Raw genomic sequence first — 12826 nt, 5'->3', positions numbered from 1 at the left:
ACCTGTTGTGGGGTGTGGGGCGGGCGCCGCCCCGGGCCCGCGCCCCGCGCGCTCTTGCCACGTCGTTCGTCATCGGAAGGTTGGGTCGTATGAATCAGCGCGCGCTCCTGGAGGTGATCGCGCTCGGTCCCGAGGACGCGGTCGCCGCGCAGGCCGGCGGTGCCGACCGCCTGGAACTGGTCGCGGACATGGCCGCGGACGGACTGACCCCGTCGCGCACCACGTTCGCCGCGATCCGGGCGGCCGTCGACATCCCGCTGCGGGTGATGCTGCGCGCCGCCGACGGCTTCGCCGCGGGCGACGTGGACGCGCTGCGCGCACAGGCGGCGGCGCTGCGGGCCGAGGGCGCCGAGGAGTTCGTCCTGGGCTTCCTGACGCCGGACGGGCGGCCGGACCTGGCCGCGGTGCGGGCGCTGGCCGGGGCGATCGACGGGTGCCGGTGGACCTTCCACCGGGCCGTCGACCGGGCCGCCGACCGCGACGCGCTCCGCCGGGAGCTGGCGGGCCTCGCCGGCCCGTCCGGGCTGGACACCTATCTGACCGCGGGTGCCGCGGAGGGCGTCGGCGCGGGGCTGGCGACGCTGATCGGCGAGCAGGCGCGCACCGCGGCCGACGAACCCGGGTACGCGCCGCGGATCTTGGTAGGCGGCGGGCTCCAGTTGGGGCACCTGCCGGAGCTGCGGGCGGCCGGGCTGGACGCCTTCCACATCGGGGGCGCGGCCCGCCCCGCTGGCTGGAGCGGCCCGGTGGACGCCGCCGCCGTACGGGAGTGGCGGGCGGCCCTGGACGCGCCGGTGGTCTCGCCGGTCTGAGCGGCGTCGAACGGGCGGGCCGGTCCGGGGAGTTCGTCGGGCCGACCCGCGATCGCCCGTAGCGCCGCGGGGCGTTACGCGCGCGGGCCCGTAGAGGCGGAACATCTCCGCTCCGGGGGCGAAAAAAACGGACAGCGCCCGCGAACTACCCATTGGTAGGATTTACGCGAATCGGCATGGGGGAGCGAATTCCATCGGCTTGGGGGATTCGCGTCCTTCCGGCCACCCTCCGGCCCGCACCACGCCTCGCCAGGAGGGCAGATGACCCAGTCCGCCATACCCCGTCGGCCCCGCACCCCCGGGTCGGCCGGCCGTTCGCGTCAACTCGTGACCGGAGCCGTCGCGTTGGCCCTGGCGGTCACCGCCGGCCCCCTCGTCGCGCCCGCCGTCGCCGCCACCCCCGCCGCCTCCGCGACCACCGCCCCCGATCCGGCGCTGAAGATCGCCGCCGGTTCCGAGATCGTCAGCGCGGGCCGCACCGGCTTCCTCTCCGTCGACGCCCAACACACCGTGCGGTGGACCCGGTACGCGGACGGCACGACGACCAAGCTGGCCCAGGACGACCGCCTGTCCTCCTACGAGACGACGCACGGCACGGCGTCCGACATCGTGGCCCTCGGGGACGACCCGGTCATGGGCGCCTCCCAGAAGATCACCCTGCGGGACATGGCCACCGGGTCGTCCACCCTCATCGACCTCACCACGTACGGCTACCACTACCTGGGCACCGTGGGGTCGCGGGTGGTCGCGTACGAGCGGGACAAGGGCAGGGGCACCGTACGGGCGCACGTCCTTGAGGCCGCGGGCGACAAGGTCACCGACCAGGTGATCACCGGGCTGCCCGACGCCACGCGGGAGGTCGACCTGGAGGCGGGCTTCGACGGCCGGATCGTATTGCGCTACTCGACCATGCCGCCCGGCGCCCAGGACCGGCACTTGTACGAGTTCACCGTGGCCGATCTGCGTCACGCCAAGGTCATTACCGGCCCAGGCGTGATCGGCGGATACACGGCCAGCATCGCGTTGTCCAACAGACATTTGGCGGTCGCCGGCCCATCGGTTGTGGACGACACCAAGACGACGCTGGTGACGATGACGATGAACGGGGCTCTGTGGGAGACGGACCTCGACCGCGTCGTCACCCCCAAGGTGGGCCTGGTCGGCGACTGGGCGCTGTACGGGAACGCCTGGCGGGCCAACGAGGGCCACGGCAGCGGCGATCCGGCCTTCCGGGCCGTCCCGATCGGCGGCGGCAAGGGCCGCAAGGTGCTGGACCACGCCTCCTCGCTCACCCCCACCCCGGACGGCGACCTGCTGGTGATGGGCGGCACCACGGAAAACGGGGAGGGGCTCTACCGCGTCTCCCCCGGGACCGACGGTGCGCCCGTCGCCAAGCTGCTCGCCAGCACCGGCGAGCGGACCGGGCTCGCCCTGGTGGGCGCCCAGGTCCCGAACGTGGTCGAGCTGAACAAGGGGCACTGGAAGCCGCGTTGGCAGCTCTCGCACGGCAACGCCGACGTGACCGTCACCCTGCGCCACACCGCCTCCGGCGCGTCCCGCGAGTTCGAGCTGCCGATCGACCCCGCCAAGTGGGAGGACAGGGGGCCGATCTGGGTGGACCTGGACTGGGACGGTCTGCTCGGCCCCTCCTACGCCCCCAACCAGGCGGCCCCCAACGGCCGTTACACCTGGAAGCTGACGGCCAAGCCGCGCAACGGCATCGGGCCGGCCCTCGACGCGGACGGCACCTTCACGGTGTCGCGCCCGCCCGCTCCGCACGACTACTCCGACAACGGAACGCCGGACCTGCTGCTCCGCGGCAGTTGGGGCGAGATGAAGCGCGAGGACACCTACCTCGACCCCGAGAACGGGAAGTTGAAGAGCCCTGACGCGGCCCGGATCGGGGGCGGTTGGGACACCTACAACCAGGTCACCGCCGTCGGCGACGTGGCCGGTGCCCCACACGGCGACCTGGTGGCGCGGGACAAGTCCGGTGTGCTGTGGCTGTACTTGGGCAAGGGTGACGGCAACTTCGACGGCCGCGTCAAGATCGGCGGCGGCTGGGGTGGTTACACCCAGCTCACCGGTGGCGGTGACGTCAACGGCGACGGCCGCGCCGACCTGCTGGCCCGCGACTCCGCCGGGGTCCTCTGGCTCTACAAGGGCACGGGCAACTGGAAGGCGCCGTTCGCCCCCCGGGTGAAGGTCGGCGGCGGCTGGAACGCCTACGACCAGATCACCTCGGTCGGCGACGTGGCCGGTGCCCCGCACGGCGACCTGGTGGCGCGGGACAAGTCCGGTGTGCTGTGGCTGTACTTGGGCAAGGGTGACGGCAACTTCGACGGCCGGCGGCGGATCGGCGGCGGCTGGGGGGCGTACTCCCAGATGGTCGGCATCGGTGACGCGAACAACGACGGCAAGGCCGACCTCCTGGTCACCTCGTCCAACGGCGACGCGTACGTCTACCACGGCACCGGCAACTGGCGGGCGCCGTTCGCCCCGCGGGAGAAGACGGGAATCTCGATCTATCCGGGCCAGACCCTCTCCTGAGGACGGGAGGCGGGGGCGGGCGCCTGAGCGGGCGCGCGCCCCCGTTTCCGTGCCGGGGCGCTCGATTCTGCGCAAGCGCCGCCCGACGGCTCCCCGGACGAGGAGCCGTCGGGCGGGCCCGGCCAGCCCGCCGTCAGCCGTTCCCCAACTGCCCCGGCAGGGCCGCCGCGTGGACGATCGTCAGGCCGGAGACCGGGCGGGTCAGGCACACGTACAGGCGGCGCAGGCCGGTCCGTTCGTCCGGCTCGCCGGCCACGATCGCGGCCGGTTCGTCCAGCACCACGTAGTCGTACTCCAGGCCCTTGGCCAGAGTGGCGGGCACCAGCGTCAACCGGGCGTCGGCCGAGGTCTCCGCGCCCGGGGGCAGCGCGTTGATGCCGGCCTCCTCAAGTGCCGCGCGCAGCAGCGGAATACGCGCGTCCGCCGCGATCAGGCCGATCGAACCCTCCTTGACCAGCGCGTCCCGACAGGCCGCCAGGACCGTCGCGTCCAGGTCCGCCGGCTGCACCGCGCGGATCCCGAAGTCGCCCGCCGACTCGCGGATGGAGGTGGCCTCCTTCAGATCGGGCGCGATCGCGGGCAGCAAACGGGACGCGTAGCCGATGACCTCACGCGGCACGCGGAAGCCCTGGGTCAGCTCCTCCACGGCGGAATCGGGCTTGCCCAGGTGGGCCAGCGCCTGCCGCCAGGTGTCGGTCGCCCACGGGGTGGTGCCCTGGGCGATGTCCCCCAGGATCGTCGCCGACCCCGTGGTGCAGCGGCGACCCACCGCGCGGTACTGCATCGGCGACAGGTCCTGCGCCTCGTCCAGCACCACATGGCCCAGCGAGTGCGTGCGGCTCACCAGGTCCATCGCCTCGTCGATCAACACCGCGTCCGCGGCTGACCACTTGGCGCTCCGCACGCTGCGCGGCGGCTTCTTCCCCGATCCGGGCGGCGCCCACAGGATCGTCTGCTGCTCCTCGTCGGAGAGGACCCCCTCGGCGTGTTCGGCGAGAAAGTCCGCGTCGCCCAGCAGCCGCAGCACCAGCTTCGCCGGATCGACCGGCGGCCAGATCGCCTTGACCGCCTCCTTCACCGCGGCATTACGGGCCACCGCGTCCTGCACCCGGTCATCGGGCGCCTCGCCCGCCTGCTCCATCCGGACCAGCACGGCGTGCGCGATCCGCTGCGGAAGCGCCTCGCGGGCCGCGCCGTAACGGATGTCGCGGTCCCGCAATTCCTGGACGATCTCCTCCAGTTCGTACGCCGGAACGCGCCAGCGGCGGGAGCCACGGACCACCACGCAGGGCTCCTGCGGCGCCGTGACGTGCGAGCGGACCGCCCGGCGCAGCACCTCGGCCATCCGCGCGTCGCCCTTGATCGTGGCCGCGGCCGCGTCGTCCGCGCCGAGCACCTCCACATGGCCGACCAGGTCGTCGATCGTGGCCTGCTTGACCTCCAACTCCCCCAGGGTGGGCAGCACTTGCTCGATGTAGCGGAGGAACGAGCGGTTCGGGCCGATCACCAGGGTGCCGGAGCGGGCCAGCCGCTCCCGGTGGGCGTACAGCAGATACGCGACCCGGTGCAGGCCCACCGCGGTCTTGCCGGTGCCGGGCGCGCCCTGGACGCAGACCGTGCCCCCGATGCCGGCCCGGACGATCTCGTCCTGTTCGGGCTGGATGGTGGCGACGATGTCCCGCATCGGGCCGACGCGCGGACGCTCGATCTCCGCCTGGAGGAGGGCGCTGGTGGTCTCGGCCTCGGCCGGGTCGGTCAGGTGCTCGTCCTCGTAGGCGGTCAACTCGCCGCCGGTGTAGCCGAAGCGGCGGCGCAGCTTGAGGTCCAGCGGGTCCTTCTTGGAGGCCCGGTAGAACGGCTGGGAGACCGGGGCGCGCCAGTCGATGACCATGGGGTCGCCGTCGGAGTCGTGCACGTGCCGGCGCCCGACGTAGAAGTTCTCCCCGTCGGCCCCCTCGGCGACGTCCACGCCCGGGGCGTGGAGGTAGTCGAGCCGGCCGAAGAACAGCGGGGTGCCGGAGAGGTCGGCGAGCGCCTTGATGCGGGCGTCGATCTCGCCCTGGAGGACCTCGGCGTTGACCCAGTTCGCGGTGACGTCCGCGATGTTCAGGGACTGCGCGTCCTCCCGCATGGCGCGCAGGGCGGCCCGGGAGGCGGCGAGGTGCGCACGCTCCCGCTGGAGCGGGTCGGATGCCGCGCCGGGCGCGGAGCCCTGATCGGGGACGGGGGCGGGGGCTGGCGGAGCGGGCTCCAGGCCGTGGGCGTCGCCGGGCGACGGTGTGGGGCTTTCGGTGCGTAGCGCCGGCGTTGAGGGGTGGTGGTCGGGTGACGGTGTGGGGCTTTCGGTGCGTAGCGCCGGCGTTGAGGGGTGGTGGTCGGGTGACGGTGTGGGGCTTTCGGTGCGTAGCGCCGGCGTTGAGGGGTGGTGGTCGGGCGACGGGTGGGCGTGCGAGGGCACGGGCTTGCCTCCGGTGGGCGGTCATTCAACGGCATGCGGCGCCGGTGCGACGGTGGGCTGCGGCATGATGCGAAGGGCCGGCCGGTTTCCGACCGGTCGGCGGCGCTGCCCAGGCGGGAGGCAGGCAGGCGCGCGATTGTAGTCAGCGGCCAGGCCAAGGTGCCAACGGGTTTTCCGGCGGGCGGCCGCGCGCCTCCTCCTCGTGCCGTACTCGCGGCGGAGAACCCCGAGTCCCGTAGGTCTCCCGTAGGGGATGGGGTGGACCCAGAGGCGGATGCCGAGCCGCGAAGAGATCGCACTGTGGGGCGATGTGCGCCAATCGCGCGAAAACGATGATGGAGGCATGAGCAGCGCAACGTTCACCTCAGCCCCTGTCCACGCCGTCCCACTCCGCTCGACCAAGGGCGACACGTCCCTCGGCGCCGCCGCCAACGGCTCGGCGGACGCACCCGAGCACCGTCACGCGCTGGGCAACGCCCTGCGCGCGGTCAAGGTCTTCACCGCCGCCGCCTTCAGCGTGGTGGTGATGGGCGAGTACACCGAGCGGTGACCCACCGGCGCCCCGCCTAGCCGAGGGCGTGGGCACCACCCGGCGCGCACACGAGCCGGCGCGCACGAGCCCGCACGGGCCACGTCCGCACACCGGCACGTCCGCACACACGCGAGCCCGGACACATGAGTCCGCACGCCGCGCACACACGAGTCCGTCCACACATCGCCACGCATCCGAGTCCGTCCGCACACATCGGCACGCATACGAGTCCGAGCACAAACGAGTCCGAGCACAAACGAGTCCGAGCACGTACGAGAGTCCGAGCACGTACGAGAGTCTGAGAACACCAACCACTACGCACGGCTGCGCACCGCTACCCACGGCTGTACGGCCGCCATACGTACCGCACGGGCAGGCGGGATCGCGATCGCGTACCTTTCGTGCGTGTGACGCCCGATTCCGCATGGACATCCGGTTGACCGGAAAGCGTTACGGACGGTCGGTCTCGATCCACTAGCGTCGCCGCAGCGAGCGCGCTCAGGGCGACGAGGAGGGGTCAACGGGTGTCTGCCGCCGACGGGACGGGGACGTGGACGTGGAGACGCACATGGGCGCAGAGCATGGCGAGCCCCGGCCGACTGGGGATAGGCGTGGCGCTGCTGGCGCTGTCCTTCGCCGGGCTGTATGCGCTCTCCCTGGCCGTGCAGCTCCCGATGTCCGACATAGAGGTCTACCGCGCCGAGGGGCACGCCGCCGCGACCGGCGGTGATCTCTACGGCTTCACGGTCACCAAGTGGGCGCTCCCGGCGACGTATCCGCCGTTCGCCGCCCTGCTGTTCGTCCCCACCACCTGGATCTCGCTCACCACTCTCAAGATCACCTGCGTCCTGGTCAACGCGGCCCTCCTGGCGCTGCTGATCCACCTCTCCTGCAAGGCCGCCGGCCTGCGCCGGGCCGCGTACTCCGCGCCGCTGGTCCTCGCCACCACCGCCGTCGGCCTCTGGCTCGAACCGGTCTTCCAGACCCTGGTCTTCGGGCAGGTCAACCTCGCCCTGACCTGCCTGGTGCTCTGGGACCTCTCCCGTCCGGACGGCGCCCGCTTCAAGGGCTTCGCCACCGGCCTCGCCGCGGGCATCAAGCTCACCCCCGCGATCTTCGCGGTCTATCTGCTGATCACCGGCCGGGTGAAGGCCGCGTTCACCGCCCTCGCCGGGTTCGTGGCGTCGGTGCTGCTGGGCGCGTTGGTGCTGCCCGGGGCGACCGTGGAGTTCTGGACGCAGCGGATGTTCGAGACCCAGCGGGTCGGCAAGGTGTGGATCGTCGACAACCAGTCGCTCCAGGGGCTCGTCGCCCGGCTCCTGCACACCGCCGAACCGGGCGCCTGGTGGCTGGCGGCGGCCGCGATCACCGCGGTGGCCGGGCTCTGGGCCGCCCGTCAGGTCTACGTCCGCCGCGGCCACGACCTCTGGGGCGTGTTGGCCACCGCCGTCACCGCGCTGCTGGTCTCGCCGATCAGTTGGTCGCACCACTGGGTCTGGTGCGTTCCGCTGCTGGTCGCGCTGGCCGCGCACGCCCGGCGGGACCCCTGGCGGTGGGCGCTGGTGGGCGCCGTGGCGGTCGCCTTCAGCGCCCGCACGATGTGGCTCCAGTACCACCAGGGCACCGTGGCCCTGCACTTCTCCTGGTGGCAGCAGCCGCTCGCCGCCCCCTACCCGTTGCTCGGCCTCGCGCTGTTGGCCGCGCTGATCTGGTGGGCGTACCGGACGCCACCGCGCGCCGGCGTCCCGGGCGGCATCACCGCCGACCGCCGCGTCCCGTTCCCGCGCACCAGCGGCCGGAGCCCCGCCGCCACCCCGTCGGGCTGACGGCGGGGAAGGCGCTCACGCCGTCGCCGGATCGTCCTCCCCGGCCGCCAGGCCACCCCCGCCCGGGAGTTCGTCCCCACTGACGAGCCCGTCACCGCTCACGAACTCGTCACCGCTCACGAGCTCGTCCCCACCCATCAGGTCGTCCAGCTCGTCCCCGTCCGTGTCGGCGTTGCCCGTCGCGAGCAGCTCGCTGGCGTCCACGATGCGGTAGGCGTAGCCCTGTTCGGCGAGGAAGCGTTGGCGGTGGGCGGCGAAGTCCTGGTCGATGGTGTCGCGGGCGACGACCGAGTAGAAGCGGGCCTCGTGGCCGTCCGCCTTGGGGCGCAGGACGCGGCCCAGCCGCTGGGCCTCCTCCTGGCGGGAGCCGAAGGTGCCGGACACCTGGATCGCGACGGTGGCCTCCGGCAGGTCGATGGAGAAGTTGGCGACCTTGGACACCACCAGGACCGAGAGCTCGCCCTCGCGGAAGGCGTCGAAGAGCTTCTCGCGCTGCGCGTTGGAGGTCTCGCCCTTGATCACCGGCGCGTCGAGGTGCTCGCCCAACTCGTCGAGCTGGTCGATGTATTGGCCGATGACCAGCGTCTGCTCGCCCGCGTGCCGCCGCACCAGCGCCTCGGTCACCCGCTGCTTGCTGCCCGTGGTGGCACAGAAGCGGTACTTCTCCTCCGTCTCGGCCGTGGCGTACGCCAGCCGCTCCGAGTCGGTCAGGTCCACCCGCACCTCGACGCAGTCCGCCGGCGCGATGTAGCCCTGCGCCTCGATCTCCTTCCACGGGGCGTCGAACCGCTTGGGCCCGATCAGCGAGAAGACGTCCGACTCCCGCCCGTCCTCGCGCACCAGGGTCGCGGTCAACCCCAGCCGGCGCCGGGCCTGGAGATCGGCGGTGAACTTGAAGACCGGGGCGGGCAGCAGGTGCACCTCGTCGTAGAGGATCAGGCCCCAGTCACGGGAGTCGAAGAGCTCCAGGTGCGGGTAGACGCCCTTCCGCTTGGTCGTCAGCACCTGGTACGTGGCGATGGTGACCGGGCGGATCTCCTTCTTCGTGCCGCTGTACTCGCCGATCTCGCTCTCGGTCAGGGACGTCCGCTTCACCAGCTCGTGCTTCCACTGCCGGGCCGAGACGGTGTTGGTGACCAGGATCAGCGTGGTCGCCTTGGCCCGCGCCATCGCGCCGGCGCCGACCAGCGTCTTGCCGGCGCCGCAGGGCAGCACCACGACGCCCGAGCCGCCGTGCCAGAAGCCCTCCACGGCCTGCTCCTGGTACGGGCGCAGCGCCCAGCCGTTCTGGTCCAGCTCGATCGGGTGCGCCTCGCCGTCGACGTAACCGGCCAGGTCCTCGGCCGGCCAGCCCAGCTTCAGCAGCGTCTGCTTGATCTGGCCGCGCTCGGACGGGTGCACCACGACGCTGTCCGGGTCGATGCGGTCGCCGACCAGCGGCTGCACCTTCTTGGAGCGGAGGATCTCCTCCAGGACGGGGCGGTCGGTGGTGGAGAGCACCAGGCCGTGCGCGGGGTGCTTGGTGAGCGTCAGCCGCCCGTAGCGCGACATGGTCTCGGCGACGTCGACGAGCAGCGCGTGCGGCACCGGGTACCGGGAGAACTGCACCAGTGCGTCCACGACCTGCTCGGCGTCGTGGCCGGCGGCCCGCGCGTTCCACAGCCCGAGCGGGGTGACCCGGTAGGTGTGGATGTGCTCCGGCGCCCGCTCCAGCTCGGCGAACGGCGCGATGGCCCGACGGCAGGCGTCCGCCTGCTCGTGGTCCACCTCCAGCAGCAGCGTCTTGTCGCTCTGGACGATGAGGGGTCCGTTCACGCGCCTCGCCTTTCGCTCTGTGGTGCGGGCTGTGGTGCACAGTCGTGGGGACGTGGGCCGCCGGGGGCGGTCGAACGTGCCAAACGTCCAGTGTGCCGCATCGCACTGACAGGGCGGCCCGGGTCCGGCGGACGGGCTCGTGGGGCGCCGCGGGAGCCGGGCTCAGACCGCGTCGTCGGCCAGTTCCGCGACGCCCGTGATGCGGTGGAGGGGGTAGGTGCGGACCTCGTCGGAGGTGTGGTCGTAGGCGGTGACGAAGCCGCCCTCGACGCGGACGGGGGCGATCACCCGCTGGCTGGCGGCGCCGTCCGCGTTGACGTAGCCGATCCAGACGGGGGAGCTGGTGAGGACCGCGGCCTGCATGGTGGCCAGGGTCTCGGCGGAGGTGGTGCGGGGCAGGGCGCCCGGGGTGCGGGGCGAGGTGTCGGCGGGGGTCGACGGCGTCGCGGGGCGGGGGCCCGGGGATGGTTTGCGTTCGGCGGTGGCGGCGAGGTCGCCGGCGCGGATGGCGCGGACCGCGGCCGTAAGGAGGGTGGTGTCGGGCGGCGGCGGGCCGTCGGGCACGGGGGTGGGGGCGGTGCGCGGCGGGGTGCGGTAGGCGTCGGCGCGGGCGATCAGGACGTCGCCGGCGGCGGACTCCGCGGCCGGGGCGAAGCCCATCGCCCTTAGGCCGTCGAGGAGTTGGTCCGGGGCGGACTGGGCGGCGAGCACGGTCGGGGCCAGCCGGCGCAGCCGCAGGGCGGCGGCGCGGCGGTCGGCGAGGATCTCGGAGAGCAGCGCGTCGTCGTCGCAGCGGACGTAGGCGGTGGCGGCGCCGACCCGCAACTGGCCGTGTCTGCGGGCCACATCGTCGATGAGGTACGCGAGCGGCTGGGGCACCGGGGTGCGGGAGTGGGCGGTCAGGAACTCCTGGAGCTCGGCGGCGGACCGGCCGGCGTCCAGGGCGCGGCGCACCGAGCCCGGCGTGAAGCGGTAGACCGTGGCGCCGCCCTTGGACTCGATGTCGGCCAGGGTGCCGAGCGCCTCGGCGAGCGGGCGCTGCAACGGGCCGGGGGCGACGGCGGTCAGGTCGGCCTGGAGCAGGACGTGGTCGAGCGGTTCGGGCAGCAGCGGGGCGAGCAGGACGGCGGCGCGGCCGGCTGCGGTGGCCGCCTCGGCGGGGGTGAGCGGGCGGGACGGTTCCTCGGTGCCCGCCATGGGCGCGTCCGGGGCGGCGCCGATGAGGGCGCGGCCGTGGGCGGCGAGCGCGCCGCGGCCCGTCACGCCCAGCAACTCGGCCTCGGTGAGCGTCCATTGGGCGAGCCGGGAGCGCAGGTCGTCGACGGGTGCGGGCCCGGTCGGGGCGTCCGGGGACGCGGGCGCGGGGGCCGACGCCGGGGGCTGGGCGGCCGGTGCGGCGGCCCGGAGGGGGCGTTCCCAGCGCAGGCGGGCGAGCAGGGCCGGCTCCGGTACGGAGCTGCCGGGCGGGAGCGTGGCCAGGAGGGACAGGACGCGGTGGCGGACCTCGGGGGCGGGGGAGCGGTCGAGGTGCGGGCCGAGGGCGGCCAGGGCGCGGCCCTTGGTGTCGGCGGTGCCGACCACTCCGGGGGCGCGGGTGGCCGGCAGCCAGGCGGTGACCAGGATCGACCAGCGCTCGGGGTCGGGGAGTTGGAGCCACTCCTCGGCGGCCGGGGTGGCGGCGTAGCGCTCGTCGGCCTCGCCGTCGGAGGCGATCAGCCCGGCCGCGTAGGCGAGTTCGAGCCAGAAGGCGGCGAGCTGCTCGGTGGTGTCCAGGGCGGTCGCGGTCCGCTTGAGGTCGCGGACGCTCAGGCCGCCGGCGCGCAGGACGGGCGGGCCGCCGAGGTCCCACTCCTTGAGCAGCTCCTCGATGGTGGCCAGCGCGGTGAACGCCTGGCCCGCGGCGGTGTTGTCCACAAGCTGTGGATCGCGGGCGGTGGCGGCCGGGGCGAGGTCGGGCGGCGTCGGCTCCGGCGCGTGGTGCGCGCGCCCGGCGCGCAGGTGGAGCGCGGCCTCCCGGGGGAGGACGACGTTGCGGGCGCCGGCCGGGAGCAGCAGGCCGCGGTCGAGGAGCCACGTGAGATGGGCGGCCGGCCGGTCGGTGACCGCCCCGTACGGCGGGCCCCACAGCAGCCTGTCCAGGACGGCGACGGCCTCGGCGGGCGCCGCGTCCAGCAGCGCGGCCATCCGGGCGCGGTCGGAGAAGAGGTCGGTGAGGGCGGCGACCGCGGACACCGGGTCGTGGGTGCCGGGCAGGCCGGCCGCGGCCAGCAGTTCCTGGAGCCGGCCGGGCGACGTCCCGGCGGTGGCCTCGGCAACGGTCGGGCCGAGGCCGGTCGGCGACGGGCGGGCGGGGCTCGGGGTGAGCAGTTCGCGGGCGGTGCGGACCAGGCGCAGCCGGTCGTCCGGGCCCCACACCAGCGCCTGGGCGCGCAGCTCAGCCACCGCCCCGGGCAGCGCGGCAGCGACCGCCGCGTCGCCGGCGTCCCCGGCCATCAGCGCCGCCAGCGTCGGGTACGGGCACGGGTCCGGCGCGACCGCCAGCGCCTCGGCGGTCTGGAGGGCGAAGGCGTCGAGTCGTTCCACGGCGCGGACCACCGATGCCCGGGTGCCGGCCCGGGTGGCGAGCTGCGTCAGGTCGCCGGGTACCGGGTTGAGCAGGTCGGGCCGGGCCCGCAGCAGCCCGGCGAGCCCGTCGTCGGAACGCGTCCGGAGCTCCTCGGCGAGGGTGCGGGGGGTAGCGGTGGTCATTGGTCCAACGGTAGCCGGGCGGGGGTGGCGGCGGGAGCAGGCGACGGGCGCGGATCGGGACGGGCGGGGTGGTGGCGGGGGCGAC

6 protein-coding genes and 1 pseudogene are annotated in these 12826 nt (G+C 73.8%); 4 read left to right on the top strand and 3 right to left on the bottom strand.

What is annotated here, in order from left to right:
• The first annotated feature begins 89 nt into the window (after positions 1-89).
• On the top strand, positions 90-812 hold the full coding sequence (locus tag PV796_RS16365; RefSeq protein WP_274913934.1) for a copper homeostasis protein CutC: 723 nt from the start codon (positions 90-92) through the stop codon (positions 810-812).
• Between the two features lie 261 nt (positions 813-1073).
• Positions 1074-3362 carry an FG-GAP repeat domain-containing protein gene (locus PV796_RS16360; RefSeq protein ID WP_274913932.1) on the top strand — a complete coding sequence of 763 codons (2289 nt, stop codon included), beginning with the start codon at positions 1074-1076 and terminating at the stop codon, positions 3360-3362.
• Between the two features lie 133 nt (positions 3363-3495).
• On the opposite strand, the gene PV796_RS16355 is transcribed toward PV796_RS16360, so the two are convergent.
• Complete coding sequence (locus tag PV796_RS16355) at positions 3496-5616, bottom strand: HelD family protein (protein WP_446750688.1); 2121 nt, start codon at positions 5614-5616, stop codon at positions 3496-3498.
• A 547-nt stretch (positions 5617-6163) separates the two neighbouring features.
• Here PV796_RS16355 and PV796_RS16350 point away from each other — a divergent pair.
• Positions 6164-6370 (top strand): hypothetical protein, encoded by a 207-nt coding sequence (locus PV796_RS16350; protein ID WP_274913931.1) that lies wholly within the window; start codon positions 6164-6166, stop codon positions 6368-6370.
• Positions 6371-6876: 506 nt separating this feature from the next.
• Positions 6877-8178: a glycosyltransferase 87 family protein gene (locus PV796_RS16345; RefSeq protein WP_274913930.1), complete on the top strand. Its 1302-nt coding sequence runs from the start codon at positions 6877-6879 to the stop codon at positions 8176-8178.
• Positions 8179-8358: 180 nt separating this feature from the next.
• On the opposite strand, the pseudogene PV796_RS16340 reads toward PV796_RS16345, so the two are convergent.
• Together PV796_RS16340 and PV796_RS16335 are read right to left on the bottom strand one after the other, a co-directional pair.
• Positions 8359-9993: pseudogene (locus PV796_RS16340) on the bottom strand (DNA repair helicase XPB); the annotation flags it as partial.
• A gap of 162 nt (positions 9994-10155) precedes the next feature.
• On the bottom strand, positions 10156-12741 hold the full coding sequence (locus tag PV796_RS16335; RefSeq protein WP_274913927.1) for a helicase C-terminal domain-containing protein: 2586 nt from the start codon (positions 12739-12741) through the stop codon (positions 10156-10158).
• Positions 12742-12826: the final 85 nt, after the last annotated feature.

Source organism: Streptomyces sp. WZ-12 (assembly GCF_028898845.1).
In the GTDB taxonomy this organism is placed as follows: Bacteria; Actinomycetota; Actinomycetes; order Streptomycetales; family Streptomycetaceae; genus Streptomyces.
The sequence above is the reverse complement of the archived record's forward strand: the minus strand, read 5'-3'. Positions and strand labels throughout refer to the sequence as shown.

Excerpts from the sequence above, each read along its gene's own strand:
- PV796_RS16350 (WP_274913931.1), top strand. The coding sequence starts at position 6,164 with ATGAGCAGCGCAACGTTCACCTCAGCCCCTGTCCACGCCGTCCCACTC.
- PV796_RS16335 (WP_274913927.1), bottom strand. The coding sequence starts at position 12,741 with ATGACCACCGCTACCCCCCGCACCCTCGCCGAGGAGCTCCGGACGCGT.
- PV796_RS16360 (WP_274913932.1), top strand. The coding sequence starts at position 1,074 with ATGACCCAGTCCGCCATACCCCGTCGGCCCCGCACCCCCGGGTCGGCC.
- PV796_RS16365 (WP_274913934.1), top strand. The coding sequence starts at position 90 with ATGAATCAGCGCGCGCTCCTGGAGGTGATCGCGCTCGGTCCCGAGGAC.